This is a genomic window from Acidocella sp., assembly GCF_050253495.1.
Lineage (GTDB): Bacteria > Pseudomonadota > Alphaproteobacteria > Acetobacterales > Acetobacteraceae > Acidocella.
Genome location: NZ_JBFWIX010000006.1, coordinates 126,197 through 150,854 on the forward strand (window position 1 = coordinate 126,197; position 24,658 = coordinate 150,854).

Consider the following 24,658-nt stretch of genomic DNA (forward strand, 5'->3'; position numbering starts at 1 on the left):
CGACAGAAAGCCCGGACTAAAGCGCACATGTCTGAAAAAAATCAACCCTCGGCCCGGCTGAAGCTGGCTCTGATCGTCGCCTTTTGCACCCTGCCCTCGCTGGCGGAGGGGGTGGCGATCCTGTGGGGCGCGCGCCAGGGCTATACCGGCAAGGCCTTGCGGGACGGGCTGGATTTCTGGGCCGGGGGATTTCTGTTCCTGCACCAGCAACTCGCCCTGCTGTTCAACCACACGGCCTATCAGAGCTTTTTGCAAGGCATGTATGGGCATTTGCCCTATCACCTCTGGAGCTATCCGCCGAGCTACGGGCTGCTCGCCGCCGCCTTTGGCTGGCTCTCCCCCTGGCATGCGGTGCTGGCCTTCGATGCGCTGTCCCTGCTGCTGCTGGCCGGTGTGCTGCGGCTGGCGGGGAAGGGCTGGTGGTTTATCGCCGCCATGCTGCTGGCCCCCGCCACGCTGGAAAACGCCATGGAGCATCAGAACGCGGCGCTGATCGCGGCATTGATCGGCGGCGGGCTGCTACTGGCGCGGGCCCGGCCGCGCCTGGCGGGCGGGTTGATCGGGCTGGCCAGCTTCAAGCCGCAGCTCGGGCTGGTGCTGCCGCTTTATCTGCTGCGCCGCGCCCCCCTGGCGTTTTGCTACGCGGCGCTGGCGGCGGTGGGGCTGGCGGCGGCGTCGCTCTGGGCGTTTGGCCCGGCGGCCTGGGTGGGGTTCTGGCATTATACCCGCCCGATGATGAGCAATGTGCTGCTCACCGGCCAGCCGCCGGAATTCGCGGGCGGGTTGATCAGCGTGTTTGCCTCGGTCAAGGCGCTGGCGGGGGTGCGCGCGGCGTTGGCGCTGCAAGGCGCGGTGTCGCTGGCCTGTATCCTCGCCGGGCTGTTGAGCCGGTCCGTGCCGGCGCTGCTGCTTCTCTCCGCCCTGGCCAGCCCCTATCTGCATGATTACGATTTGCTGGGCACCAGCCTCGCCGTGGCCTTGCTGGTGGAGCGGCGTTTGGCCGAAGGCGGGTTCAAGGCCGGGGAACCCTTGCTGTTCTTCCTGGCTTGGTTTGGCCCCGGCTTGCTGCCCTGGCATCCGGCCTATGCGCATCTGGCGCCGCTTCTGCTTTTGCTGCTCTTGGCAAGCGCCGGCCGGCGTGGTGGTGTCCGCCCATGCGACTCATCTCCGGCTCAGCCCGGCTCGCCGGCGTCACCGGCTGGCCGGTCGCCCATTCCCGCTCCCCCCGGATCCACAACACCTGGCTAGCCCGCCATGGGATCGACGGCGCCTATGTGCCCCTGCCCATCCGTCCGGATGATTTTCCCGCCGTGGTCCCGGCCCTGGCCAAGGCCGGGTTCGCGGGGCTGAACGTCACCATCCCGCATAAGGAGGCGGCCTTCGCCCTGTGCGGCAAGGTGGATGATTTCGCCCGCCGCGCCGGGGCGGTGAACACGCTCACCTTCACGCCGCGCGGCATCGAGGGGAGCAATACGGACGGGTATGGCTTCATCGCCAATCTACGCCGCCATGGCGTGAATCCGGCCGCCGGGCCGGTGCTGATCCTGGGGGCGGGCGGCGCGGCGCGCGGCATCGGCGCCGCCTTGCAGGACGAAGGGGCGGAGATCGCCTTCACGAACCGCTCGCCCGAGCGCGCCGCCGCCCTGGCCGCCGCCTTGCCGCCCGCGCGGGTGCTGCCCTGGGAACGGCGCGAGGATGCGCTGGGCGATTACGCGCTGCTGATCAACACCACCTCGCTGGGCATGGTGCATGAGCCGCCCTTGCCGATGGATCTGGACCGCGCGGCGGCGGGCATGGCCGTGGCGGACATTATTTTCGCGCCGCTGGAAACCAGGCTCCTGGCCGATGCCAGGGCGCGCGGCTTGAAGCCCGTGGAAGGGCTGGGCATGCTGCTCTATCAGGCGGTTCCGGGTTTCACCGCCTGGTTCGGCGTGGCGCCGCAGGTGGATGAGGAGCTGTACCGGATCGTCGCCGCATGAGGCGCCTTGGCCTCACCGGCGGCATCGGCATGGGCAAATCCACCGTGGCGGGCCTGTTCGCCGCGCATGGCGTGCCCGGCTTCAACGCCGATGAGGCGGTGCACGGCCTGCAAGCGCGCGACGGCGCGGCGCTGCCTGCCATCGCCGCCGCCTTTCCCGGCATGGTGACAGGCGGCGTGCTGGACCGCGCCGGGCTGCGCGCCCTCGTGCTGGCGGACCCGGCCCGCATGCGCGTGCTGGAAGACATCATGCATCCGCTGGTGCGCGCCGCGCAGGCGGATTTCGAGGCGCGGGCCAAGGCGGCCGGCCGCGCCGCCGTGCTGCTGGACATTCCGCTGCTCTTCGAGGGGCGGCGCCAGGCGGGGTTCGACAAGGTGATCATCGTGTCCTGCCCGTATGAGACGCAGATCGCCCGGGTGGAGCGGCGCGGCCTGCCCCGCGCGCAGATCGAGGCGCTCATCGCCCGGCAGATGCCGGATTCGCAAAAGCGCGCCCTGGCGGATTATGTGATTGAAACCGGCGGCACGCTGGCGGAAACAGAGGCGCAAGTGCGGGCCATCATCAAGGAGCTGGGGCTATGAGCCGTTCCGTTCTGTTCGATACCGAGACCACGGGCTTCGAGCCGCTGACCGGCGACCGGGTGATCGAGATCGCCGCCATCGAGCTGGATAACGACCTGCCGACCGAGAATAAATTCTACGCCCTGCTGGACCCGGAGCGCGATATCCCGGCGGACAGCACGCGCATCCACGCCATCACCAACGCGCATGTCGAGGGCAAGCCGAAATTCGCCGATGTGGCGGAGGAGATGCTGGCTTTCTTCGGCGATTCCCCGCTGATCGCCCATAACGCGCCGTTCGATTTCGGCTTCATCTCCGCCGAGCTGGAGCGTATCGGCAAGCCGCCGCTCGACAAGGCCAGGATGATCGACACGCTGGTGCTGGCCAAGGAGCGTTTCCCCGGCATGCCCAACAGCCTGGACGCGCTATGCCGGCGTTTCGAGATCGATCTTTCCGCCCGCACCACCCATAACGCGCTGCTGGACTGCAAGCTGCTGGCGGAGGTGTATGTGGAACTCACCGGCGGGCGCCAGCGCGGGCTGACGCTGGATACGGAAGCCTCGCTCTCCTTCGCGCGCTATGAGGCGCCCGCGAACCGGACCCAGCGCCGAATCGCGCTGACCGGCGCGCAACGCGAGGCCCATGCCGCCTTTATCGCCAAGATCAAGGATCCGGTCTGGCTCAAGGAGTAGGTCCGCCTGGCGGCACGGGGGCGGGGGCGCGCAGCACGCTCAAGGCCTTGCGCCGCGCGCCATACCAGACGCTCCAGAGCATCAGCAGGCCGAACAGGCCATAGCCGATGAACGGCGAGAGCAGCAGATAGCGCTCGATGCTCCAGACCCAGGCGAGGAGACACAGCAGCGCCGTCTGCAATATCAGCCCCGCGCCCCAGACGCAGGTCATGACCCGGAAGGTGCGGCGCACGTCCGGCAGGATCCACATGGCCTCGAACCGAGACGCCCCTTGCGCGGTATTGCGGGCGGAGACGGCGCGGGCCAGGTAGTAGATCAGCGGTTTTTTCAGCAGCAGCGAGGCCAGGAACAGCCCCCCGACCGCCCCCGTGACCAGCGCGTCGCGGATCTGGATGATTTTCGGCGGCCCGCCAAGGGCCGTGGCCGCCACGGTGAGCAGGATGCTGGCCACCACCAGGCAGGACACCGCATCCAGCCGCCGGGTTTTCACCAGTTCATAGCCGCTCCAGAGCAGTGGCGGCACGGCCGAGGCGATGAGCGCATTGGTGTCGCCCAGCCTGTTGTCCAGCGTTTCATAGACCAGATAGGGCGCCAGAAAATTCGCGGCGAGTTCCGGCGCGAGCCGCAGGGCGGAGTTCAGCTGATCAGCCCGGTCATGGGCGAGGAGGCGGCGGCATGACCCTTGCGCGGAATCCGTCCGGCCTCGAAGGCCAGCCGCCCGGCGATGACGCCATGCTTCATCGCCACCGCCATTTTCACCGGGTCGTCCGCCATGGCGATGGCGGAATTCACCAGCACCGCGTCGCATCCCAGCTCCATGGCGAAGGCGGCATCCCAGGCGGTGCCGACCCCGGCATCCACCAGCACCGGCACCTTGGCGTTCTCGATGATCATCTGGATCATCAGCGGGTTCTGCACCCCCAGCCCGGAGCCGATGGGCGCGCCCAGCGGCATGATGGCGACACAGCCCATCTCCTCCAGCCGTTTCGCCGCCACCGGGTCGTCGGCGCAATAGACCATCACCTCGAACCCGTCCTTGATCAGCGCCTCGGCGGCCAGCAGGGTGGCGGCCATGTCCGGGTACAAGGTGGGGGGCGGGCCAAGAACCTCCAGCTTCACCAGATTCCAGCCGCCCGCCTCGCGCGCCAGGCGCAGCGTGCGCACCGCCTCGTCGGCGGTGAAGCAGCCGGCGGTATTGGGTAAATAAGTGTAACGGCGCGGATCCACGAAATCCTGTAGCATCGGGGCCTTGCGGTCATGGACATTCACCCGCCGCAGCGCCACGGTGACCATCTCCGCGCCCGAGGCCGCGATGGCGGCGGCGGTGGTTTCCAGATCCTTGTATTTGCCGGTGCCGACGACCAGCCGGGACGCGAAATGCCGCCCCGCCACGGTCCAGCCGCCAGCGGTGTGCGCGATGCCGTCCATACCCTAACCCCCTCCGACGAAATGCACGATCTCCAGCGCATCCCCCGCCGCCAGCATTGTCGCGGCATATTGGGAGCGGGGCACGATCTCCAGATTGCGTTCCACCGCCAGCTTGCGCGTGTCCAGTTCCATCAGCGCGACCAGCCCGGCGACGTTGGTGCCCGCGGGCACCTGCATCGATTCGCCGTTAACGTTCAGCGTGATTGGCTCGATGGTTTGGCTCATACTCATATTATCGGCCGCCGCTCCTCCGCCCGCAAGGCGGGCTCTTGCAAAAAACGCATGCAAAAATTTGGCGGCGCGCGGGCACTATGCTACCGCAGCCGGCACCATGGCAGCACCGCTCATCCTGGTCCTCAACGGACCGAACCTGAATCTCCTCGGCACGAGGGAACCGGACATTTACGGTCACGGAACCCTGGACGATCTGGAAACGCTCTGCGCGGAGGTCGCGGAAGGGGCGGGGCTGTCCATCGATTTCCGGCAGAGCAACCATGAGGGTGAGCTGATCACCTGGGTGCAGGAGGCGCGCAGCAGCGCCGCCGGTCTGATCATCAATCCGGCGGGTTATTCCCACACTTCGGTGGCGTTGATGGATGCGTTGAAGAGCCTCGATATTCCGATCATCGAGGTGCATCTCTCCAATATCCATCAGCGGGAAGCCTTCCGCCACCATTCCTATGTGTCCCACGCCGCGACGGGGGTGATTTGCGGGCTCGGTTTCGCGGGCTACCGGCTCGCCCTGCTCGCCCTGTCCGAAATCCTGGAAGAAGACGAACAATGAGCCTTTCCTTCGACCCGAAGGCGCTTGCGGAACTCGCGGCGCTGCTGAACGAAACCGGCCTGTCGGAAATCGAGCTGGAGGAAGGGGACCGCAAGGTCCGCCTCGCCCGCGCCCTGGCGCCGGTGAGCCTGCCGGCCGCCATGCCCGTGGCCGGCGCGCCCGTCCCGGCGCCAGCCCCCGCCCCGGTCGCGTCAGCCCCCGCCGCCGCCGACCCGGCCAAGCATCCCGGCACGGTGAAATCCCCCATGGTGGGGGTGGCCTATCTCTCCGCCGAGCCGGGCGCGCCGCCTTATGTCGCGGTTGGCCAGACGGTCGAGGCCGGCGCCACCTTGCTGCTGATCGAGGCGATGAAGACCTTCAATCAGATCAAGGCCCCGCGCGCGGGCACCGTGAAGCAGATCCTGGTCGCCAGCGGCGCGCCCGTCGAATTCGACGAGCCGCTGATGATCATCGAGTAAGGCGGTTTTCGCCACATCCATCTTGACCCTGGGGCTGCGGCGCGGCGCGGCCAGCGCCTTCAGCCCCGGACCATTTCCGACAGGACCGGCCTGCTGACATGTTCAAGAAAATCCTGATCGCCAATCGCGGCGAGATCGCGCTTCGTGTGCTTCGTGCCTGCCGCGAGATGGGCATTGCCTCGGTCGCGGTGCATTCCACCGCCGACACGGATGCCATGCATGTGCGCCTGGCTGATGAGAGCGTGTGCATCGGCCCCGCCCTGGCGCGGGATTCCTACCTCAACATGCCCGCCATCATCTCCGCCGCCCTGGTGACGGGCGCGGAGGCGATTCATCCCGGCTATGGGTTCCTGTCCGAGAACGCGAAATTCGCGGACATGGTGGAGGCGCACGGCCTGGTGTTCATCGGTCCGACCGCCGAGCATATCCGCATGATGGGCGACAAGATCACCGCCAAGACCACCATGGCGGCTCTTGGCGTGCCGCTGGTGCCCGGCTCCCCGGGCGAGCTGGCCTCGTTGGAGGACGCGCGCGAGGTGGCGGCGCGGATCAAGTTCCCGGTGCTCATCAAGGCGGCGGCGGGCGGTGGCGGGCGCGGCATGAAGGTGGCGCAGTCCGAGGCTGAGCTGGAGTCCGCCTGGCGCGAGGCGCGTGCCGAGGCGCTGGCCGCGTTCGGCAATAACGCGGTCTATATGGAGAAATATCTCGACAAGCCGCGTCACATCGAATTGCAGGTTCTGGCCGATAATCATGGGGAGGTGGTGCATATCGGCGAGCGTGACTGCTCGCTCCAGCGCCGCCATCAGAAAGTGCTGGAAGAGGCGGGGTCCCCGGTCATCTCCGCCGAGGCGCGCGACGCGCTGGGAAAGACCGCGACGGATGCCTTGAAGAAGTTCGGCTACCGCAACGCGGGCACGCTGGAATTTTTGTACCAGGATGGGCAGTTCGCCTTCATTGAGATGAATACCCGCTTGCAGGTGGAGCATCCGGTCTCGGAAATGATTTCCGGGCTGGATCTGGTGCGTGAGCAGATCCGCATCGCCGCCGGGGAGCCGCTGGGCTATACCCAGGAAGATATTCATTTTTCAGGCCATGCCATCGAATGCCGCATCACGGCGGAAGATCCGGAGAGTTTCACCCCCTCGCCAGGCATGGTGGAGATGTTCCATCCGCCGGGCGGTTTGGGCGTGCGCGTCGATTCCGCGCTTTATGCCGGCTACCGCGTGCCGCCGCATTATGACAGCCTGATCGCCAAGCTGATCGCCTATGGCCGCGACCGCGACGAAGCCATTGCCCGCATGAGCCGCGCGCTGCGCGAATTCGTGATCACCGGGATCAAGACCACGATTCCGCTGCACCAGAAGATTCTGGAAAATCCGGAATTCCAGGCGGGCGATTATACGATCCATTGGCTGGAGCGTTTTGTCTCCAAGGGCTGAGATTTTTCACTGAAGCGCCCGGCTTTGTGTTCCAGGGTCTGGCTTGCCTGCCCGGCGCTGGCCTATGGGGGCGCATGACCGATCCAGAAAACCTTGTCGCCCTGCACACCAGCCCGCCCGCCTTCAGCCAGGAGGCGGCTGAACAAATGGCCGGGGAGATTTTTGGCGCGCCCGGCGAGGCGCGCCGGCTTTATGGTGAGCGAGACCAGAATTTTCGTATCAAGACCGCCGAAGGGCCCGGGATCATCCTCAAGATCCTAGGCCCGTCGGAATTGCCGGAGGCGGTGGATTTTCAGATTTCCGTCCTCGATCATGTCAAGATGATGGATCCCGGCCTGCCGGTGCCGCGCGTCCGCCGCGCGGCGGACGGGGCGGGTCATGTTTACGTTCAGGACGCGGCGGGCACCCCGCACATGGCGCGGGCGCTGGAATTTCAGCCCGGGCGGGTGATGGATTCCATCGAGCCCACGCCGGGCCTGCTGCGCGATGTGGGCGCCACGCTGGCGCGGCTGAACAAGGCGATGGCGAATTTCTTCCACCCCGGCGCGGGGCAGAAGATCGTGTGGGATTTGCGCGCCATTGAGACGATGCGGCCTTTCGCGGCGTTGATTGAGCCCGCGCGGGACCGGGCGCTGGTGGAAGACGTGCTGGACCGGTTTCTGGCCTTCCGCCCTGAGCTGGCCAGGCTGCGCCACCAGCCGGTGCATAACGACCTGCACCCCGGCAACATGCTGGTGAACGAGGATGCCAGCCATGTGACCGGGCTGCTGGATTTCGGCGATATGATCCATGGCCCGCTGATTTTCGATGTGGCCGTCACCGCCGCCGAGACGGTGGGGGAGACGCTGGATCCGGTTACCTACGCCACCCATGTGATCGCCGGGTACGATGCGGTGAATCCGCTGGAACCCGCCGAGTTCGAGGCGCTGTATGAGGCGATCATCGCCCGCCATGCGCTGGCCGCCACCATCATGGCCTGGCGCAAGCGGAACGACCCGGCGGGGGCCGAGAAGCTGGCGGCGCTGGCGGGCATCGGCATTGCCGCCATCCAGGCTTATCTGGCCGAGGGCAAGACGGCGGTGGTGGCGCGTTTCCGCGCCGCTTGCGCGACCCCCATGGAGGCGGACAGCGCTGCCCTGGCCGCGCGCCGGTTCAATGTGCTGGGCAAGGGGCTGGAGCTTTCCTACGAGCAGCCGGTGCATCTGGTCTATGGTCAGGGCGTGCATCTCTATGCGCCGGATGGCGCGGACTATCTGGATGCCTATAACAACGTGCCCTCCGTCGGCCATGGCAATGCGCATGTGGCGGATGCGATCTCCCGGCAGATGCGCCGGCTCTGCGCGAATACGCGTTATCTGCATGAGACCGTGGTGGAATATGCCGAACGCCTGACCGCCACCTTGCCGGACGGGCTGGAGCAGGTGCTGTTCGTCAATTCAGGTTCCGAGGCGAATGACGCGGCCTATCGCATCGCCAAGGCGCTGACGGGTAAGACCGGCGTGATCATCATGGCCTGCGCCTATCATGGCATCACGGATGTGGTGGCGGCGCTTTCGCCCTATTATGGCCCGTTCGCGCAACCCTTGGCGGATTTTGTCGAGGTGCTGGAGAATCCGGACCCGTTCCGGGGGCGGTTCTCGGGCCCGGAGGCGGCCCTGCTTTATGCGGCGGACGTGGACCGCGCCATCGCGGCGCTGGAGGCGCGGGGCCATGGCGTGGCGATGCTGCTGATCGATTCGGCCTTTGTCTCCAGCGGCATCATCGACACCCCGCCGGGCTATTTCGCGGCCGTGGCGCGGAAAGTGCGCGCGGCGGGCGGGCTGGTGACGGGCGATGAGGTGCAGTCCGGTTTCGGGCGCATGGGCGAGACGTTCTGGGGGTTTGCCCGTCATGGCGTGGTGCCGGACATGGTGAGCATGGGCAAGCCGATGGCCAATGGCCACCCCGCCGGCGCGCTGGTGACCAGGCCGGAGATTCTGGAGGCGTTCACCAGGAAGATCGATTTCTTCTCCACCTTTGGCGGCAATCCGGTTTCCGCCGCCGCCGCCCTGGCCACGCTGGAGGTGCTGCAACGCGAGCAATTGCAGCGCAACGCGCTGCGGACGGGCGCATTCCTGCGCAATGAGCTGGCGGGGCTGCAAGGGGAGTTTCCGCTGCTGGCGGATGTGCGTGGTGCCGGGCTGATGACGGGGGTGGAAATTTACGAGGAGGGCCAGCCCTCCCAGGCGCTGGCCAAGCGCATCGCCAACGGGATGCGCCAGGCGCGGGTGCTGATCGGCACAGAGGGGCCGGGCGGCAATGTGCTGAAAATCCGCCCGCCTCTGCCTTTTGCCCTCCAGGATGCCGCCCGGTTGCTGGAGGCGTTGCGCGGGGTGCTGCGCGGGTTGTGAACCGGCTGCTCGAACCCCCGCCCCGAACGCCCGCCGGGGCGGGGTTTACAGCAAATTACGGGGCCGCGTTGGGGTGGGCGGCGGCGTAGGAAAGCTGTTCCGGCGTCATCTCGAACCCGGTCAGGATTTCCAGCTTGGCGCTGTCCGGCGTGGCGGGCAGGTCGATCTTCACCGGTTTCGAGGTGGCCGCCGTGGTGCTCATATTGCCGTTGAATTTGAGGGTGATCCGGTACTCTTTCTTGTCGAGGATATGGCTGCCCTGGGTGATGGCCACGAACCAGGGCAGCGTGACGGGCTGCCCGTTATTCGCCGGGCCGTTATCGGCCAGGAAATTATTGGTGAATTTCACTTCGAGCAGGGGGGCCTTGTCTTTTTTCTTGAAGGCGCAGGCGCCGGAGAGGGAGGTGATCTGCGCGGTGGACAGCCGCGAGGCGACATCGCTGCGCCCGGGGGTGAAGAGCGTGACCGTCTGCGCCTGTTGCAGCACGGCCACTTGCGGGCAGAAATTCAACGGGTCGGGTGCGTTGGCGGCCAGGTCGGGCTTGTGCTGGTCAGCGCCGCCCCCGCCACCGCAGGCGGCGAGGCTCAGCAGAGAGATCAAGGAGGCGGCGGGCAGAAGGACGGACCGTAAATCTTTCATGCCTGCTCCCTTGCCAGAATTTTTGTCCCCGGTCATCTAGGGCGGCGGATTTGAAGGCCGCCTTGCCGTGCCGCGCGCAAGGCGGGGCCGGCAAGACCACGGAGCGCGCGGAGATGGCTCCGGCTTGTTGTTTGGTGAGCGATGTTGTCCGGCCGGATATTGCTCGAACCGGGAGTATCAGATGCTGTTGCGACTTGTGGAACTAGGGCGCTAATCCGCCATGGCCGTTTACACGGAAGTCACCGACGAGGCGCTGAGCGCGTTTCTGGCGCTCTACGATATTGGGACGCTCACCGCCTTTCGCGGCATCGCCGAGGGGGTGGAGAACAGCAATTACGCGTTGAAGACCAGCGCGGGGGATTTTATCCTCACCCTCTATGAAAAGCGGGTGAACAAGGAGGATTTGCCCTATTTCCTGGGTTTGATGGAGCATTTGCGCGCCCGCGGGCTGACCTGCCCGCAGCCGGTGCGCGCCAGGGATGGCCGTAATTTGCAGGAGCTGGCCGGCAAGATGGCGGCCATCACCACGTTTTTGCCCGGTGTCTGGCCGCGCCATGTCAGGCTGGAGCATTGCGAGCCGCTGGGTGCCGCCCTGGCCCGGCTGCATCTGGCGGGGCAGGGCTTTGCCATGACCCGCCGCAATGGGCTGGGCCCGGATGCCTGGGGCGCGCTGCTGGACAAATGCCTGCCGCAGGCCGACAGCGTGCTGGGCGGGCTGGGCACGGAATTGCAGGGCTGGCTGGCGCGGATTCTAGCCGATTGGCCGCAAGGCCTGCCGGTGGGGCAGATCCACGCGGATTTGTTTCCCGACAATGTGTTCTTCCTGGAGGGCAAGCTCTCCGGGCTGATCGATTTCTATTTCGCCTGCACGGATATTCTGGCCTACGACATCGCGGTCTGCCTGAACGCCTGGTGCTTTGAGACCCATGCGGAGCTGAATGTCTCACGCTCCATGGCCTTGCTGCGGGGCTATCAATCCGTGCGGCCATTGGCGGATGCGGAAATCGCCGCCTTGCCGGTGCTGGCGCGCGGGGCTGCCTTGCGCTTTTTGCTGACCAGGCTGTACGACTGGCTGAACACGCCCGAAGGGGCGTTGGTCACGCGCAAGGACCCGCTGGATTATTACCGGCGGCTGCGGTTTCACTTCGCGGTTTCGGGGGCCGGCGCCTATGGGCTCTGAGGATATGGGGTCAGGGGATATGGGCTCTGGGGATCAGGCCGGTATTGTCGAGATCTGGACGGATGGCGGCTGCAAGCCCAACCCTGGCCCGGGCGGCTGGGCGGCCATTCTGAAGTTCAAGGGGAAGATGAGGGAACTGTCCGGCGGGGAGACGGACACCACCAATAACCGCATGGAGCTGACCGCCGCCGCCGAGGCGCTGGGCGCGCTGAAGCGCCCTTGCGTGGTGAGGCTGCACACCGATTCGGAATATTTGAAAAACGGCATCACGCGCTGGCATCAGGGCTGGGTGCGCAAGAACTGGCGCTCCTCCACGGGCGATCCGGTGAAGAACATGGATCTCTGGAAGCTGATCCTGGAGGCGGCGAAACCCCACCAGATCGAATGGCTCTGGGTGAAGGGCCATTCCGGCGACGCGATGAACGACCGGGCCGACGAGCTGGCCACCGCCGCGCGGGAAAGCTTGAAGGGGTCTTGATCTTTTGACGCCAAGGCACCATTAGAACGTTAAGGCCCCCCGAGTCTTGGCGCCCCGTCCTGGGCTGCGCGTTTTTCTTATTTTCACCATCATGCCTTGGCGTTCCGCCTTGGCGTCTCCTGTCACTGGATTTCTGGTTTCCCATGCATCTCGCCGAATTGAAGGCAAAATCCCCCACCGATCTCCTGGCCCTGGCCGAGGAGCTGGAGGTTGAAAACGCCTCCTCCCTGCGCAAGCAGGACATCATGTTCGCCATCCTGAAAGCCTGCGCCGAGAACGACCAGGCGATTCATGGCGATGGCACGCTGGAGATCCTGCCCGATGGGTTTGGCTTCCTGCGCAATCCGGAAGCGAACTTCCTGCCCGGCCCGGAGGATATTTACGTCTCCCCGCAACAGGTGCGCCGTTATGGGTTGCGCACCGGCGACACGGTGGATGGCGAGATCCGCGCGCCGAAGGAAGGCGAGCGTTATTTCTCCCTGGTGGGCGTCGAAAAGATCAATTTCGAGTCACCGGAAGCGGTGAAGCACCGTATCAATTTCGACAATCTCACCCCGCTTTATCCCACCTCGCGCCTGAAGATGGAGGTGGAACTGCCCGAGCCCACCACCAAGGGTCAGGCCAAGGAGATCACCGGGCGGGTGATCGATCTGGTGGCGCCGATCGGCAAGGGCCAGCGCGCCCTGGTGGTCGCCCCGCCGCGCACCGGCAAGACGGTGATGTTGCAGAACATCGCCTCCTCCATCACCGCCAATCATCCGGAAGTGTTCCTGATGGTGCTGCTCATCGATGAGCGGCCCGAGGAAGTGACCGACATGTCCCGTTCCGTGCGCGGCGAGGTGGTGGCCTCCACCTTCGACGAGCCCGCCGCCCGCCACGTACAGGTGACGGAGATGGTGCTGGAGAAAGCCAAGCGCCTGGTCGAGCATAAGCGCGACGTGGTGATTTTGCTGGATTCCATCACCCGCCTGGCGCGCGCCTACAACACCGTCGTGCCTTCCTCCGGCAAGGTGCTGACCGGCGGCGTGGACGCCAACGCCCTGCAACGGCCCAAGCGGTTTTTTGGCGCGGCGCGCAATATCGAGGAAGGCGGCTCGCTGACCATCATCGCCACCGCGCTGATCGATACCGGCTCGCGCATGGACGAGGTGATCTTCGAGGAATTCAAGGGCACCGGCAATGCCGAGCTGATCCTTGACCGCAAGCTCTCCGACAAGCGCACCTTCCCGGCCATCGACATCACCAAGTCCGGCACCCGTAAGGAGGAGCTGCTGGTGGACAAGGCCGTGCTCTCCAAGATGTGGGTGCTGCGCCGGATCCTGAACCCGATGGGCACGACGGATGCGATGGAGTTCCTGCTCGACAAGCTGAAATACTCCAAGACCAACAACGATTTCTTCGAGGCGATGAACACCTGATCAGGCGGGTGGCCCAACGACGAAAAGCCCGGCGGTCATTGCCGGGCTTTTCTCGTTTCAGGCCGGGGTGGCATCCGGTTTTGGGTGATGCAGCCGCCGGTACGGGTCCATCTTGTATGTGCCGAGAATTTTGAAGGCGGTGCAGAAAAACCCCAGCTCCTCGAAGGCGAGCTTGAGGTGGGGCTGTTCCGGATGGCCCTCCACCTCCGCCAGGAACTGCGTGGCGGTGAAGCTGCCATTCACCATATAGCTTTCCAGCTTGGTCATGTTCACGCCGTTGGTGGCGAAGCCGCCCAGCGCCTTGTAGAGGGCCGCGGGCACGTTGCGCACATTGAACACGAAGGTGGTCATCAGCCCCGGCGTGGCCGGTTCCAGCATCAGGGGGTCGCGCGCCATGATGTAGAAGCGCGTGGTGTTGTGGGGTTCGTCCTCCACGTTGCGGCGCAGGATTTCAAGCCCGTACATCTCTCCGGCCAGGGAGGAGGCGATGGCGCCATCCTCCTTGCTGTTCAGCTTGGCCACGATCTCCGCGGCACCCGCCGTGTCATATTCCACCACCGGGATGGCGCCCAGCTCGGCCAGCAGGTTGCGCACCTGCCCCAGCGCCACGGTGTGGGAATGGATGCGCCTGATGTCGCCGATTTGCGTGCCCTTGGGGGCCAGCAGGCAATGTTCCACGCGCAGGAAGGTCTCGCCGATGATGGACAGGCCGCTGCCGGGCAGCAGCGCATGCATGTCCGCCACCCGCCCGGCCAGCGAGTTTTCCGGTGGCAGCATGGCAAGATCGGCCCGGCCCTCCCGCAGCTCCGCCATGGCGGCCTGGAAGCTGGCACAGGGCAATGTGGCCGCGCCCGGAAAGGCGATGCGGCAGGCGAGGTCGGAATAGGCGCCGGGTTGGCCCTGAAAGGCGATGATGCTCATATGCGCAGCGCCTCCCTGGCGCGGTCCAGATCTTCCGGGGTGTCGACGCCGAACGGCGCCTGCGGCACGCGGGCGGCGCCGATGCGCAAACCCGCCTCAAGGGCGCGGAGCTGCTCCAGCTTCTCCCGCTGTTCCAGCGGCGAGGGGGGCAGGGCGACGAAATGTTCCAACGCCGCGCGGCGATAGGCATAGATGCCGATATGATGCCAGAACGGCCCCGCGCCGCTGGGGACGAGGGCGCGGGAGAAATACAGCGCCGGGGCGATTTCGGCATCGCCAGCGAAGGCGCAGGCGCATTTCACCACGGAGGGGGCGTTGCGTTCCGCCTCGGTGGTGATGGGGGCGACGAGGGTGCCGATATCGTGCCCCGCGGCCAGGGGCTTGAGCACGGCGGCCAGATAGGCGGGCGGAATGGAGGGCAGATCGCCTTGCAGATTCACGATCACGTCATGCCGGCCTGCCGGGTCCAGTTTTTGCAGCGCGGCGAAGATGCGGTCCGAGCCGGAGGGCAGGTCAGGGTCCGTCAGCACCGCGACGCCGCCGGCGGCTTCGACCGCCTCGGCCACTTGCGCCTCGCCGCAGGCCACCGCGACCGGGCCCAGCGCGGCGTCCAGCGCCCGGGCCAGCACATGCGCGATCATTGGTTTGCCGCCAATATCGGCCAGCACCTTGCCCGGCAGGCGCGTGGAGCCGAGACGGGCGGGAATCAGGATGAGAGGTGTCAAAACCTTGTGCTCACGTTGTTCTTGCCGCCCTGCCTAATTCGCTCTACGCCTGAGCGCAATAACGCGTCCAGAAGACGAACCCGGGGGAAACCATGAATCAAACGGGCAAGGATGGTCTGCTTGGCAACAAGATCGTGGCGGCGGTGCTGACGGCCGGGTTGGTGCTGTGGGGGGCTGGGCGTGTCGCGCAAAGCCTCATGCGGGATGAGCCGCCGGACAAGCCCGCCATCCAGATCGCCGCCTTGCCCAGCGCGGCGCCGGCGCAGGCGGCGGGGCCGGCGGGGCCGCAAAGCGTGCTGGCGCTGCTGGCCAAGGCGGATGTGGCCAGGGGCCAGGCCTTCGTGCAGCAGCAATGCGCGGCCTGCCATACGTTCGACCAGGGCGGTGCCAATGGCGTGGGGCCGAATCTCTACGGTGTCATGGGCGCGCCGATGTTCGCGCATGCGGGCTTTAGGTTTTCCGCGGCGGTGACGTCCAAGGCGCATGGCGATTGGACTTATGACGCGATGAATGAATGGCTCTACGATCCGGATCGATTCGCGCCGGGCACGGGCATGTCCTATGCGGGCATTCACAATACCCAGGCCCGGGCGGATGTGATCGCCTATTTGCGCGGCCTCTCCACTCGGCCCTTGCCGCTGCCCGTCATTCCGGCATCCTGACCGGCGCGGTTTGTGCTGAACCGGCGCATGGTCTATCCGGGGCACGCATGAATTCACGAGAGGCCGGGATGCAGGATCTCATCGCCATCGCGAATGCGGCGCTCGATGCCAGCGGCGCCGTCATTCGCCCTTATTTCCGCACGGGACTGGGCGCGGACGATAAATCCGACGAAAGTCCCGTCACCGCCGCTGACCGCATGGCCGAGGAAAGCTTGCGCACCGCCCTGGCCAAGGCGACGCCCGATTTCGGGATCATCGGGGAGGAGTTTCCCGCTCATAACACCAAGGCCCGGTTCGTGTGGGTGATCGACCCGATCGACGGCACGCGGGCCTTTATCACCGGGCGGACCAGCTTCACCACGCTGCTGGGGCTGCTGGAGGATGGCGAGCCGGTTCTGGGATTTATCGACCAGCCCATCACGCGTGAGCGCTGGGGGGGCGGGCGCGGCGTCAAGCCGCTTTTCACCGGCGGGCTGGGTGGCAAGCCGGGCACGCGCCAGGGGGTGAAGCTGGGGGGGGCGGAGCTGTCCGCGACCTCGCCGGAGATGATCGCGGGCGCGGGGCCGGAGGCGGTGATGCGCTTCGACCGGCTGAAACATGCCGCCAAACGGATCTATTGGGGCGGTGATGCGTATTCCTACGGGTTGCTGGCGCTGGGGCAGATCGACCTGATCGCCGAGCACGACCTCAAGCCCTGGGATTGGGCGGCTTTGGGGCCGGTGATCGAATCCGCCGGCGGGGTGGTCACGGATTGGTCCGGCGCGCCCTTGAAGCTGGGGTGCGACGGCTCCGTGCTGGCCAGCGCCAACCGCGCCCTGCATGACGAGGCGCTGGAAATTCTAAATAAATAAGGGTTTTTGGAGGCGCGGGAACTTTTTGCAAAAAGTTCCCGCGAAGAGGCGGCTTTTTTCAAAAAGCCGCATCAAAGATTTTTAAGCTTTTCCGGCCAGCGCGGCGGCGATCTGCTTCACGAATTCCGCCGGGTTCTCCGGCAGGTCGCCATCCTGCAACTTGGCCAGGTCGAGCAGCAGGTGGGCATCCTCGCGCACATCCTCCTTGGCGGCCAGGGCTTCCACCAGCCTGTGGGCGGGGTTGATCTCCAGCTTCGGCGGCAGGCCGAACACCGGGCGCCCGGCACGCTTGAGCAGGCGCTGCATGGCGAGGTCCGGCCCCGCCTCGGCCGCCACCAGCATGGCCGGGCTGTCCTTCAGGCGGGAGGAGGCGGCGACATCAGAAACCTCTTCGCCCAGTGTCTCCTTCAGCTTGGCGCAGAGCCTGGCGATGGCTTCCGGCACATCGCCGGCCGCGAACAGATCCCCCGCCTGGGAGACGGAGACGAGCTTCTTCTCCTTGTATGTGCCCAGACGGCCGGGCCAGAATGCGTCGATGGCATCGCCCAGAAGCAGCACCTCATAGCCTTTCCCGGCGAAACCTTCGAGCTGTGGGGAGGTCTTGAGGTGCGCGGCATCGCCCGCGAGATAATAGATGTCGCTCTGCCCTTCCGGCATGCGGGCGATGTAATCGTCCAACGTGGTGGCGTCCTCCTTGGTGGAGGCGAAGCGCAGCAGGCCGGCGATCTCGGCGGCGTGGCCGGTATCCTCGTAAATGCCCTCCTTCATCACCGCGCCGAAGGCTTCCAGGAAGCTCTTGAAGGCCGCTTCGTCCTTGGCCTTGGCCTTCAACTCGGTCATCACCCGGTTGAGCAGGGCCTTGCGGATTTTTTCCAGGACCGGGGTGGCCTGCAAAATCTCGCGCGAGACGTTGAGCGGCAGATCCTCGGTATCCACCACGCCGACCACGAAGCTCAGCCAGCTTGGCAGCAATTTCGCCTCGTCGGTGATGAACATGCGTTTCACATGCAGCCGCACCTTGCTGTCGCGGCTTTCCTCCACGGGCATGAAGGGCTTCTGCGAGGGGATGAAAAGCAGCGCGTTGAATTCCACCGTGCCTTCGGCGCGCCAATGGATGGTGGCGAAGGGCTCGTCGAAATGATGCCCGACATGGCGGTAGAAATCCGCGTAGTCCTCCGGCGTGATCTCCGAACGGTTCTTGCGCCAGAGCGCCTGGCCGGATGTGGCGGCCTCGAACTTGCCGTCTTCCTCGATCTCCACCGGCCAGGTGATATGGTCCGCCCATTTGCCGATGACGGTCTTCAGCCGGATCGGCTCCAGATATTCCAGCGCGTCCGGCTTGAGATGCAGCAGGATGCTGGTGCCCGGCGCGCCGCGTTCGGCGGTTTCCAGCGTATATTGCCCCTTGCCGTCGGAGGTCCATTTCCAGGCTTCGTCCGTGCCGGCCTTGGCCGAGATCACCTCGACCTTATCGGCCACCATGAAAGCGGAATAGAAGCCGACACCGAACTGGCCGATGAGGCTGGGGCGCTCCTCCGGCGTGGCCGAGGCGAGCTGGGCGGTGAATCCGGCCGTGCCGGATTTGGCGATGGTGCCGAGATTTTCCGCCAACTCCTCCTTGCTCATGCCGATGCCGCTATCCTCGATGCGGATGGTCTTGGCTTCCTTGTCCGCGCTGATGCGGATGGCGGCATTCTCCGGCAGGGCCAACGCGCCGTCCGACAAAGCCAGGAAGCGGCGCTTATCCGTGGCGTCGGCGGCGTTGGCCACCAGCTCACGTAGAAAAATCTCGCGGTCGGAATAAAGCGAGTGAACGACGAGGTCGAGCAACCTTCCGACTTCGGTGCCGAAATGTCGTGTTTCCGCGGTCATGCAGTCCTCCTGTTTGTTCACAACCGGCGCATTTAATGCGTGCGGCTGGCGGGGCCAAGAGGGCGCTGGCAAGCCCCGGGCGGGATTGTTATGAGAGCGCGGACAGGAAAAGGGAACATCGCATGCCGGCCATAGCCTCATTCGTCCGTCTGCCCAGGGAGGAGCTGACCGAGCTGGCCAGGGCCGTGACGGGAGACGACCCGCAGGGCGTGGCGGATTTTCTGGCCGCCAATGGCACGTCGGTGGTGGAATTCGAGGAAGGGGGCGAGATCTTTTCGGTATTGCTGCCCGTGCTGGCGGAGGATTACGACATCGATCTCGAAACCAGCGAGAACGCCATCGTCGCGGATCTGGCCGAGGCGTCCGAGGCGCTGGTGTTCATTCTGACGGAAGAGGAACAGAGGAAATATCTGGAGGCGCTCGACCCGGAAAATTTTTCCGCCGGGGAACTGGACGAAGCCTATGAGGATTTCGCCGAGGAGGAGGCGGACGGCGCGGGCGAGGCCATGCTCGCGGGGGTCGCGGCGCTGCACCAGGCCTTGCAGGAGGTGGACGCCGATCATGTGGTGATTGTCGCCGTCACATGACGGCAAGGCGGGCCCCGGGTTTCCCTGGGGCCCGTGCCGGATCAGTTGCCGAGATTGACTTGGTTATGCGTGGTGGCGGCACCGGTCACGGCACCCGCGGCGCCGCCGATCAGGGCGCCAGTGCCCGCCCCCATGCCGGTGGCCGCGCCGATCACCGCGCCGCCGCCCGCGCCGATGGCGCCGCCCGTGAGGGCGCGATGGCCAGGCGAATAGCCGCACCCGGCCAGAGCAGTCAGGGAAGCGGCCAGAACGAAGCCAGTGGTGACTTTACGAAGCATTTCATGAACTCCCTTTACCGGAATGATTGGGGATATTTAACCTGGAACGGCGATTTCAAGCGCGCGGCGCGTGCCTGACAACTCCTTCATGTGCCGTTCAGTTACCCACCAGCGGTTTGCCGAGATTTAATGTGTGGGGGCTGATGGCCGCGCCCGCCACGGCGCCCACGCCGCCGCCGATGGCCGCGCCCGCCGCCGGGCCTATGCCGGTGACCGTGCCCAGAACAGCGCCCGCGCCCGCGCCGATGGTGCCGCCCGAAAGCGCGCGTGAACCGGGAGAATAACCGCAGCCCGCAAGGCTGATTCCGGCCAGGGCGAGCAGAACGGCGGGGGTCATTTTTCTCGTCACGTTCATATCTCCTTGATGATTCAACATTCCTGATAATACCACCCATATGGTGGGCGAAATATGGCGAAGGAAGGGCCCGATTGGGGCTCTTGCTCCGATGCTGAACGGGCTGTAAGGCCAGCGGCCAGACTCCACGCACGGAGGCGCGGCGACGATGCCGCCGCCTTGCAGAAAGGGATTTGATGTTTTCCAAACTTCTCGGCCTGATGTCGGCTGACATGGCGATCGATCTCGGTACCGCGAACACGCTGGTCTATGTGAAGGGGCGCGGCATCGTGCTGGCGGAGCCCTCCGTCGTGGCGATCCAGGATGTGAAGGGCCGCAAGCAGGTTCTGGCCGTGGGGGAGGACGCCAAGCTGATGCTGGGGCGCACGCCGGGCAATATCCAGGCCATCCGCCCGCTGCGCGACGGCGTGATCGCCGATTTCGAGGTGGCGGAGGAGATGATCAAGCATTTCATCCGCAAGGTGCATAACCGCCGGGGCTATGCCTCGCCGCTGATTATCATCTGCGTGCCGTCGGGCTCCACCGCCGTCGAGCGCCGCGCCATTCAGGAATCCGCCGAGAGTGCCGGGGCGCGCAAGGTGCTGCTGATCGAGGAGCCGATGGCGGCGGCGATCGGCGCCAATCTGCCCGTCACCGAGCCGTCCGGCTCCATGATCGTCGATATCGGCGGGGGCACCACCGAGGTGGCGGTGATTTCGCTGGGCGGCATTGTGTATGCGCGTTCGGTGCGCGTGGGCGGGGACAAGCTGGACGAGGCGATCATCTCCTATATCCGCCGTACCTTTAACCTGCTGATCGGCGAAAGTTCGGCCGAGCGGATCAAGATGGAGATCGGCGCCGCCTGGGTGGACAGCAACCAGGACAGTCCCAGCCGCTTCGTGAAGGGGCGCGACCTGATCAACGGTGTGCCGCGCGAGGTGACCGTGACCCAGCGCCAGATCGCCGAAAGCCTGGCCGAGCCGGTGGGGCAGATCGTCGAGGCGATCAAGGTGGCGCTGGAGAATACCCCGCCGGAGCTGGCGGCGGATATTGTGGACAAGGGCATCATGCTCACCGGCGGCGGCGCGCTGCTGCACCGGCTGGACGAGGTGCTGCGCGTCTCCACCGGCCTGCCGGTGATGGTGGCGGAGAACCCGCTGCAATGCGTGGCGCTGGGCACCGGCCGCGCGCTGGAGGAACGGGCGCTGCGCGCGGTGACGTCCTCCATCTACTGACGGCGCGGCCAGGGGCGGCGTTTGCCGCGACCGGCCGGGCGGGTTAAGGAAGGGCATGCTCCCGTTCCTGAAAATGCACGGCGCCGGCAATGATTTCGTGGTTCTGGACAGCCGGGCCGCCAAGCTGACCCTGGCGCCTGAAACCGTGCGCCATATCGCCGACCGGCGCCGGGGCGTGGGGTGCGACCAGCTTGTCATCATCGAGCCCGACGATGCCGGGGCGGATGCGTTCATGCGGATTTTGAACGCGGACGGCACCGAGAGCGGCGCCTGCGGCAATGCCACGCGCTGCGTGGCCGCCTTGCTGGCTGAGGAAAGCGGGGCGCAATGGGTGAATATCCGCACTGTCGCCGGGTTGCTGGTGGCCGAGATTCTGGGCCCCGGCCTAGTGGAGGTGGATATGGGCCCGCCGCATCTGGAATGGGGCGATGTGCCGCTTGCCATCCCGGCCGACACGCTGCATCTGCCGCTGGCCCTGGGCCCTGTTTCCGACCCGGCCGCCTGCTCCATGGGCAACCCGCACGCGACCTTCTTCATCGACGATTTCCAGCATCTGCCGATCGAGACCATCGGCCCGATGCTGGAGAAAAACCGCATCTTTCCCGAGCGCGCCAATATCGGCTTCGCGCGGGTCGATAGCGGCGCGCGCATCCGCCTGCGCGTGTGGGAGCGTGGAGCCGGGTTGACTCTGGCCTGCGGCTCCGGCGCCTGCGCCACGCTGGTGAACGCGCATCGCAGGGGGCTGACGGGGCGCATGGCGGTGGTGGAGATGGATGGCGGTGAATTGCTGATCACCTGGGCGGAAAACGGTCATGTGCTGATGCGCGGCCCCGCCGAAACCGCTTTTGCGGGTGAAATACCCGGGATTTTCTGACAATGGCTGTATCCTCGTTTTTCTCCCGGCTGAAAACCGGGCTGTCCCGTTCGGCCGCCAAGATCACTGGCGGCATCACCCGTGTGTTCACCAAGCGCAAGCTGGATGACGAGGCGCTGGAAGAGCTGGAGGAGCAGTTGATCGCCGCCGATCTGGGCCCGGCCGTGGCGGCGCGCATCATCAAGGGGTTCCGTTCCACCCGGTTTGGCAAGGAAGTCACGGACGAGGAGGTGCGCGAGACGCTGGGCGCGGAAATCGCCGAAGTGCTCGCCCCCGTGGCCAAGCCGCTGGAGCTGGACCGCGCCCACAAGCCTTATGTGATCCTGATGGTGGGGGTGAATGGGGCGGGCAAGACCACCACCATTGGCAAGCTGGCCTCGGTGTACCGCGAGCAGGGCCTGACGCCGATGCTGGCGGCGGGCGATACGTTCCGCGCCGCCGCCGTGGAGCAGTTGCAGGTCTGGGGAAGCCGCGCGGGGTGCGAGGTTGTTACCGCGCCGGCGAATACAGACCCGGCCTCCCTCGCGCATGACGCGCTGAGCCGCGCCCAGAAAACCAGCGCGGATGTGCTGCTGATCGACACGGCCGGGCGGCTGCACAACAAAACCGCCTTGATGGAGGAGCTGCGGAAGATCATCCGCGTGATCCGCAAGCTGGACCCCAGCGCTCCGCATGCCACGCTGCTGACCCTGGACGCCACCACCGGCCAGAACGCGGTGACGCAGGTGGGTATTTTCAAGGAGATGGTGAACCTGAACGGCTTGATCGTCACCAAGCTGGACGGTTCGGCGCGCGGCGGCATCGTGGTGGCGCTGGCGGAGAAATATGGCCTGCCCATCCACGCCGTGGGCACGGGCGAGCAGATTGCGGATTTGCGGGCGTTCGACGCGGCGGAGTTCGCGCGGGCGTTGGTGGGGGAATAGGGGGATCGACCCTACCCGGCCATAGGGAGGCCGCGACGGGAATCCCAAGACCGGTCATTCGCGGGGCTGGATCCTATCCCCGAAAGCAGCCGTTCCCCCAAAAACAGGACATAAGTGTCGCTAATTTTGTCGTGTGTCAGGCGGGTTCTGCAACAAAAACGCACGACAAATGAATCCAAGTAAAAACAATGGGTTGTGGTTCACCGCAGCCTATTGCACAATTTACAAGTTATGAGACTTGGATGTAATCCAGGGTTGTGATGGATTGAGCCATGGATTGCGTTCATAGTACGGTTTCGTCATGAGCGCATATGCCGGGCAAGATCAGAGAAGAAAAGCTCTCAACCATTTCCCGCCGCATCCGTTTCTGACGATCCGGTTGCACACCGGGACGTTGCTGATCCTCCCGCAAAACCATGAGTCCTTCGACATGCGAAGGTTTCAAATCTATCGGGAATGGCATCTCGGCCGTGGCGCGGGCGTTTATGAGCTCGAAAATCTCCGCAAACTCGATTGGCAGATCGCCGCTCAGATCAGGGATTTCTACAACAGCTTGCTTGGCGGCGGCGCCAACCGCCTAACCGATCAACAAATGCTGGACTGGCTGCGGAGCGAGGTGCAAAGCACCGCGCTCGCGGCATTTTGGCTTCAGGATGAGTGGATGCTGGCTGGGGCAGTCACGGCCCCGGCGGCGTCTCTCTCCCCGCCGCCGGCAACGCTGTCCGTGGCGCAATGGACCGTCAAGCACAAGATCGAAGCTATGTTCGCGGCGATCCCGGGCCACCTAGGACCGGCGGCGAGAGAACAGTTCAATGCCTTTCTCACGCCCCAGAATCTAGCCATTATGGTTGGGTTTCTGGTGGCCGGGTTAGCCATCCAAGCAATTCCCGGCGCGGACGCGGTGGCCGATGCGATCATCGCGGGCTTGGCTTATGCCATGTATGGTTGGGCAGGGCTGGTGGCTGGGTATGAGTTTACCAAGGCGGTGATTCAGGCAGGAAGGGCGCAGAGCCAGCCTGATATCGACCATGCGGCACAAGAAGCAGCGGATGCTTTGATCACGCTTGGGGTGACGCTGTTTTTGGCTAAGCTTCTTGAAAAGATCAAGGTTGATAGCGGGAAAGAGCCCACGAAGCCCGCCAAGACAGAGCCGTTGAAGAAACCGGCACCGCCTTCCCGCGTCGGGCAGCTGCTAAAGTCTGACAGCGAAGCATCCTTGCAAGCTGCTCGCCGAACAACAGCTCAAGATTTTTATGCGCAGACAGGGTGGCCACAAGCTCGGATTGACTCGCATCTATCCGGGATAGATTTTAGCCAAGACGTACGTGTTGTAGAATTGAAGCAAGGCGATACAGTATACCAATGGGTCGATCCGGCGCGTGGTGTCGGACAATATTTTTCACCAGAGGGAATGACACCCGACCAACTTGGTATATCTGGAGATGGACGCGTCTTACAAAGCCTTACAGTTTCGAAGAATGTTCAGGTTCTTCAATCTACGGCGGCTCCAGTAGTAGACACATGGTCCGGACCGGCGCCTGTAGTAACATCTGGCGGCGGCACGCAGTGGTTTACGCTTAACAAATCAATTTTCATACAAACAGGTTCGCCATGAGTACCGATAACGCCAACGCCATGATCCAGAAAGCCACCCAATTAGTGGAGGTAAAGCTGCGAGAACGCCCTGATTTTCGTCCCTTGCTATCGATCAAGGCGCAATTAGCTTACCTTGCGGATTATATTTCTGGGGTAGCAGAAGGCAGTCGTCTCAAGGATATCAATATCGGATTGGTAGCGGCACGTGAAATCGAAGGCTGGGACGACGATCTGGCGGATCTTCTACATCAAATCGCCGTTCAGGTGCGCATATTGCAAATGGCAGACGCCTTGAAGAACCAATGAAACTCAACCTATCCGTCCACGTTAACCGAAAACGCGACAAACAATGCC

At 64.9% G+C, this 24,658-nt stretch carries 28 protein-coding genes; 19 read left to right on the forward strand and 9 right to left on the reverse strand.

Annotated features, from left to right (window positions below):
* Positions 1–27 precede the first annotated feature (27 nt).
* The 4 genes from AB7D48_RS06990 to dnaQ are packed head-to-tail and all read left to right on the forward strand — an operon-like array spanning position 28 to position 3,231.
* Positions 28–1,248, forward strand: coding sequence for a glycosyltransferase family 87 protein (locus AB7D48_RS06990; RefSeq protein ID WP_427976956.1), 1,221 nt, complete (start codon positions 28–30; stop codon positions 1,246–1,248).
* The gene (locus tag AB7D48_RS06995; RefSeq protein ID WP_427976958.1) at positions 1,155–1,979 is read left to right on the forward strand and encodes a shikimate dehydrogenase; all 825 of its coding nucleotides are present in this window, start codon (positions 1,155–1,157) and stop codon (positions 1,977–1,979) included. Before AB7D48_RS06990 ends, AB7D48_RS06995 begins: the two co-directional genes overlap by 94 nt.
* Entirely contained in the window at positions 1,976–2,560 is a 585-nt protein-coding gene (gene coaE, locus AB7D48_RS07000) for a dephospho-CoA kinase (RefSeq protein WP_427976963.1), read from the forward strand. Before AB7D48_RS06995 ends, coaE begins: the two co-directional genes overlap by 4 nt.
* Positions 2,557–3,231 (forward strand): DNA polymerase III subunit epsilon, encoded by a 675-nt coding sequence (gene dnaQ, locus AB7D48_RS07005; protein WP_427976971.1) that lies wholly within the window; start codon positions 2,557–2,559, stop codon positions 3,229–3,231. Before coaE ends, dnaQ begins: the two co-directional genes overlap by 4 nt.
* On the opposite strand, the gene AB7D48_RS07010 is transcribed toward dnaQ, so the two are convergent.
* From AB7D48_RS07010 to thiS, 3 genes are read right to left on the reverse strand one after another with little or no spacing between them, the layout of a single operon-like run.
* Positions 3,221–3,871, reverse strand: a complete 651-nt coding sequence (locus AB7D48_RS07010; protein ID WP_427977094.1) for a VC0807 family protein — start codon at positions 3,869–3,871, stop codon at positions 3,221–3,223. The genes dnaQ and AB7D48_RS07010 overlap by 11 nt on opposite strands.
* Complete coding sequence (locus AB7D48_RS07015) at positions 3,868–4,659, reverse strand: thiazole synthase (RefSeq protein ID WP_427976974.1); 792 nt, start codon at positions 4,657–4,659, stop codon at positions 3,868–3,870. Before AB7D48_RS07015 ends, AB7D48_RS07010 begins: the two co-directional genes overlap by 4 nt.
* Before the next feature lie 3 nt (positions 4,660–4,662).
* The gene (thiS, locus tag AB7D48_RS07020) at positions 4,663–4,890 is read right to left on the reverse strand and encodes a sulfur carrier protein ThiS (RefSeq protein WP_427976976.1); all 228 of its coding nucleotides are present in this window, start codon (positions 4,888–4,890) and stop codon (positions 4,663–4,665) included.
* Positions 4,891–4,990: 100 nt separating this feature from the next.
* Between thiS and aroQ the strand changes: the two genes are divergently transcribed.
* From aroQ to AB7D48_RS07040, 4 genes are all read left to right on the forward strand, one after another.
* Complete coding sequence (aroQ, locus tag AB7D48_RS07025) at positions 4,991–5,443, forward strand: type II 3-dehydroquinate dehydratase (RefSeq protein WP_427976979.1); 453 nt, start codon at positions 4,991–4,993, stop codon at positions 5,441–5,443.
* Complete coding sequence (gene accB / locus AB7D48_RS07030) at positions 5,440–5,901, forward strand: acetyl-CoA carboxylase biotin carboxyl carrier protein (protein WP_427976981.1); 462 nt, start codon at positions 5,440–5,442, stop codon at positions 5,899–5,901. Before aroQ ends, accB begins: the two co-directional genes overlap by 4 nt.
* A gap of 98 nt (positions 5,902–5,999) precedes the next feature.
* A complete protein-coding gene (accC, locus tag AB7D48_RS07035) occupies positions 6,000–7,340 on the forward strand; it encodes an acetyl-CoA carboxylase biotin carboxylase subunit (RefSeq protein ID WP_427976983.1) in 1,341 nt (446 codons plus the stop codon).
* 74 nt (positions 7,341–7,414) lie between these two features.
* Positions 7,415–9,730, forward strand: a complete 2,316-nt coding sequence (locus AB7D48_RS07040) for an aminotransferase class III-fold pyridoxal phosphate-dependent enzyme (protein ID WP_427976986.1) — start codon at positions 7,415–7,417, stop codon at positions 9,728–9,730.
* A 55-nt stretch (positions 9,731–9,785) separates the two neighbouring features.
* Here the strand turns inward: AB7D48_RS07040 and AB7D48_RS07045 are convergent, their stop codons facing one another.
* Positions 9,786–10,370 carry a hypothetical protein gene (locus AB7D48_RS07045; protein ID WP_427976989.1) on the reverse strand — a complete coding sequence of 195 codons (585 nt, stop codon included), beginning with the start codon at positions 10,368–10,370 and terminating at the stop codon, positions 9,786–9,788.
* 220 nt (positions 10,371–10,590) lie between these two features.
* Here AB7D48_RS07045 and AB7D48_RS07050 point away from each other — a divergent pair, with 220 nt between their 5' ends.
* The 3 genes from AB7D48_RS07050 to rho all read left to right on the forward strand — a co-directional run bounded on the left by AB7D48_RS07050 (position 10,591) and on the right by rho (position 13,446).
* The gene (locus tag AB7D48_RS07050) at positions 10,591–11,550 is read left to right on the forward strand and encodes a homoserine kinase (RefSeq protein WP_427976991.1); all 960 of its coding nucleotides are present in this window, start codon (positions 10,591–10,593) and stop codon (positions 11,548–11,550) included.
* Positions 11,551–11,569: 19 nt separating this feature from the next.
* Complete coding sequence (gene rnhA / locus AB7D48_RS07055) at positions 11,570–12,028, forward strand: ribonuclease HI (RefSeq protein WP_427976994.1); 459 nt, start codon at positions 11,570–11,572, stop codon at positions 12,026–12,028.
* 143 nt (positions 12,029–12,171) lie between these two features.
* Complete coding sequence (rho, locus tag AB7D48_RS07060) at positions 12,172–13,446, forward strand: transcription termination factor Rho (RefSeq protein WP_427976997.1); 1,275 nt, start codon at positions 12,172–12,174, stop codon at positions 13,444–13,446.
* A gap of 57 nt (positions 13,447–13,503) precedes the next feature.
* On the opposite strand, the gene AB7D48_RS07065 is transcribed toward rho, so the two are convergent.
* Positions 13,504–14,367: a prephenate dehydratase gene (locus tag AB7D48_RS07065; RefSeq protein WP_427976999.1), complete on the reverse strand. Its 864-nt coding sequence runs from the start codon at positions 14,365–14,367 to the stop codon at positions 13,504–13,506.
* Positions 14,364–15,092 carry a 3-deoxy-manno-octulosonate cytidylyltransferase gene (locus AB7D48_RS07070; RefSeq protein ID WP_427977001.1) on the reverse strand — a complete coding sequence of 243 codons (729 nt, stop codon included), beginning with the start codon at positions 15,090–15,092 and terminating at the stop codon, positions 14,364–14,366. Before AB7D48_RS07070 ends, AB7D48_RS07065 begins: the two co-directional genes overlap by 4 nt.
* Positions 15,093–15,184: 92 nt before the next feature.
* Between AB7D48_RS07070 and AB7D48_RS07075 the strand changes: the two genes are divergently transcribed.
* Both AB7D48_RS07075 and AB7D48_RS07080 read left to right on the forward strand, forming a co-directional pair.
* Entirely contained in the window at positions 15,185–15,754 is a 570-nt protein-coding gene (locus AB7D48_RS07075) for a c-type cytochrome (protein WP_427977003.1), read from the forward strand.
* Positions 15,755–15,801: 47 nt separating this feature from the next.
* Complete coding sequence (locus tag AB7D48_RS07080) at positions 15,802–16,605, forward strand: inositol monophosphatase family protein (RefSeq protein ID WP_427977005.1); 804 nt, start codon at positions 15,802–15,804, stop codon at positions 16,603–16,605.
* A gap of 81 nt (positions 16,606–16,686) precedes the next feature.
* Here AB7D48_RS07080 and htpG read toward each other — a convergent pair whose 3' ends face one another.
* A complete protein-coding gene (htpG, locus tag AB7D48_RS07085; RefSeq protein ID WP_427977007.1) occupies positions 16,687–18,477 on the reverse strand; it encodes a molecular chaperone HtpG in 1,791 nt (596 codons plus the stop codon).
* Positions 18,478–18,599: 122 nt separating this feature from the next.
* Between htpG and AB7D48_RS07090 the strand changes: the two genes are divergently transcribed.
* On the forward strand, positions 18,600–19,064 hold the full coding sequence (locus tag AB7D48_RS07090) for a hypothetical protein (RefSeq protein ID WP_427977009.1): 465 nt from the start codon (positions 18,600–18,602) through the stop codon (positions 19,062–19,064).
* Positions 19,065–19,105: 41 nt separating this feature from the next.
* Here AB7D48_RS07090 and AB7D48_RS07095 read toward each other — a convergent pair whose 3' ends face one another.
* Together AB7D48_RS07095 and AB7D48_RS07100 are read right to left on the reverse strand one after the other, a co-directional pair.
* Positions 19,106–19,342, reverse strand: a complete 237-nt coding sequence (locus AB7D48_RS07095) for a YMGG-like glycine zipper-containing protein (protein WP_427977011.1) — start codon at positions 19,340–19,342, stop codon at positions 19,106–19,108.
* Between the two features lie 97 nt (positions 19,343–19,439).
* Positions 19,440–19,697 (reverse strand): YMGG-like glycine zipper-containing protein, encoded by a 258-nt coding sequence (locus AB7D48_RS07100; RefSeq protein ID WP_427977014.1) that lies wholly within the window; start codon positions 19,695–19,697, stop codon positions 19,440–19,442.
* A gap of 176 nt (positions 19,698–19,873) precedes the next feature.
* Between AB7D48_RS07100 and AB7D48_RS07105 the strand changes: the two genes are divergently transcribed.
* The 5 genes from AB7D48_RS07105 to AB7D48_RS07125 all read left to right on the forward strand — a co-directional run bounded on the left by AB7D48_RS07105 (position 19,874) and on the right by AB7D48_RS07125 (position 24,610).
* On the forward strand, positions 19,874–20,911 hold the full coding sequence (locus AB7D48_RS07105) for a rod shape-determining protein (RefSeq protein ID WP_427977017.1): 1,038 nt from the start codon (positions 19,874–19,876) through the stop codon (positions 20,909–20,911).
* Positions 20,912–20,966: 55 nt separating this feature from the next.
* Positions 20,967–21,785, forward strand: coding sequence for a diaminopimelate epimerase (dapF, locus tag AB7D48_RS07110; protein ID WP_427977019.1), 819 nt, complete (start codon positions 20,967–20,969; stop codon positions 21,783–21,785).
* Positions 21,786–21,787: 2 nt separating this feature from the next.
* Positions 21,788–22,708 (forward strand): signal recognition particle-docking protein FtsY, encoded by a 921-nt coding sequence (gene ftsY, locus AB7D48_RS07115; protein WP_427977021.1) that lies wholly within the window; start codon positions 21,788–21,790, stop codon positions 22,706–22,708.
* 301 nt (positions 22,709–23,009) lie between these two features.
* The gene (locus AB7D48_RS07120; protein ID WP_427977023.1) at positions 23,010–24,323 is read left to right on the forward strand and encodes a polymorphic toxin type 46 domain-containing protein; all 1,314 of its coding nucleotides are present in this window, start codon (positions 23,010–23,012) and stop codon (positions 24,321–24,323) included.
* Entirely contained in the window at positions 24,320–24,610 is a 291-nt protein-coding gene (locus AB7D48_RS07125) for an immunity protein Tsi6 family protein (protein WP_427977026.1), read from the forward strand. The genes AB7D48_RS07120 and AB7D48_RS07125 overlap by 4 nt, the downstream gene beginning before the upstream one ends.
* Positions 24,611–24,658: the final 48 nt, after the last annotated feature.

Bases quoted from the DNA above. Each gene is read 5' to 3' on its own strand.
- AB7D48_RS06990 (WP_427976956.1), top strand. From the start codon at position 28: ATGTCTGAAAAAAATCAACCCTCGGCCCGGCTGAAGCTGGCTCTGATC.
- AB7D48_RS06995 (WP_427976958.1), top strand. From the start codon at position 1,155: ATGCGACTCATCTCCGGCTCAGCCCGGCTCGCCGGCGTCACCGGCTGG.
- coaE (WP_427976963.1), top strand. From the start codon at position 1,976: ATGAGGCGCCTTGGCCTCACCGGCGGCATCGGCATGGGCAAATCCACC.
- dnaQ (WP_427976971.1), top strand. From the start codon at position 2,557: ATGAGCCGTTCCGTTCTGTTCGATACCGAGACCACGGGCTTCGAGCCG.
- AB7D48_RS07015 (WP_427976974.1), bottom strand. From the start codon at position 4,659: ATGGACGGCATCGCGCACACCGCTGGCGGCTGGACCGTGGCGGGGCGG.
- thiS (WP_427976976.1), bottom strand. From the start codon at position 4,890: ATGAGTATGAGCCAAACCATCGAGCCAATCACGCTGAACGTTAACGGC.
- aroQ (WP_427976979.1), top strand. From the start codon at position 4,991: ATGGCAGCACCGCTCATCCTGGTCCTCAACGGACCGAACCTGAATCTC.
- accB (WP_427976981.1), top strand. From the start codon at position 5,440: ATGAGCCTTTCCTTCGACCCGAAGGCGCTTGCGGAACTCGCGGCGCTG.
- accC (WP_427976983.1), top strand. From the start codon at position 6,000: ATGTTCAAGAAAATCCTGATCGCCAATCGCGGCGAGATCGCGCTTCGT.
- AB7D48_RS07040 (WP_427976986.1), top strand. From the start codon at position 7,415: ATGACCGATCCAGAAAACCTTGTCGCCCTGCACACCAGCCCGCCCGCC.
- AB7D48_RS07045 (WP_427976989.1), bottom strand. From the start codon at position 10,370: ATGAAAGATTTACGGTCCGTCCTTCTGCCCGCCGCCTCCTTGATCTCT.
- AB7D48_RS07050 (WP_427976991.1), top strand. From the start codon at position 10,591: ATGGCCGTTTACACGGAAGTCACCGACGAGGCGCTGAGCGCGTTTCTG.
- rnhA (WP_427976994.1), top strand. From the start codon at position 11,570: ATGGGCTCTGGGGATCAGGCCGGTATTGTCGAGATCTGGACGGATGGC.
- rho (WP_427976997.1), top strand. From the start codon at position 12,172: ATGCATCTCGCCGAATTGAAGGCAAAATCCCCCACCGATCTCCTGGCC.
- AB7D48_RS07065 (WP_427976999.1), bottom strand. From the start codon at position 14,367: ATGAGCATCATCGCCTTTCAGGGCCAACCCGGCGCCTATTCCGACCTC.
- AB7D48_RS07075 (WP_427977003.1), top strand. From the start codon at position 15,185: ATGAATCAAACGGGCAAGGATGGTCTGCTTGGCAACAAGATCGTGGCG.
- AB7D48_RS07080 (WP_427977005.1), top strand. From the start codon at position 15,802: ATGAATTCACGAGAGGCCGGGATGCAGGATCTCATCGCCATCGCGAAT.
- htpG (WP_427977007.1), bottom strand. From the start codon at position 18,477: ATGACCGCGGAAACACGACATTTCGGCACCGAAGTCGGAAGGTTGCTC.
- AB7D48_RS07090 (WP_427977009.1), top strand. From the start codon at position 18,600: ATGCCGGCCATAGCCTCATTCGTCCGTCTGCCCAGGGAGGAGCTGACC.
- AB7D48_RS07095 (WP_427977011.1), bottom strand. From the start codon at position 19,342: ATGCTTCGTAAAGTCACCACTGGCTTCGTTCTGGCCGCTTCCCTGACT.
- AB7D48_RS07100 (WP_427977014.1), bottom strand. From the start codon at position 19,697: ATGAACGTGACGAGAAAAATGACCCCCGCCGTTCTGCTCGCCCTGGCC.
- AB7D48_RS07105 (WP_427977017.1), top strand. From the start codon at position 19,874: ATGTTTTCCAAACTTCTCGGCCTGATGTCGGCTGACATGGCGATCGAT.
- dapF (WP_427977019.1), top strand. From the start codon at position 20,967: ATGCTCCCGTTCCTGAAAATGCACGGCGCCGGCAATGATTTCGTGGTT.
- ftsY (WP_427977021.1), top strand. From the start codon at position 21,788: ATGGCTGTATCCTCGTTTTTCTCCCGGCTGAAAACCGGGCTGTCCCGT.
- AB7D48_RS07120 (WP_427977023.1), top strand. From the start codon at position 23,010: ATGAGCGCATATGCCGGGCAAGATCAGAGAAGAAAAGCTCTCAACCAT.
- AB7D48_RS07125 (WP_427977026.1), top strand. From the start codon at position 24,320: ATGAGTACCGATAACGCCAACGCCATGATCCAGAAAGCCACCCAATTA.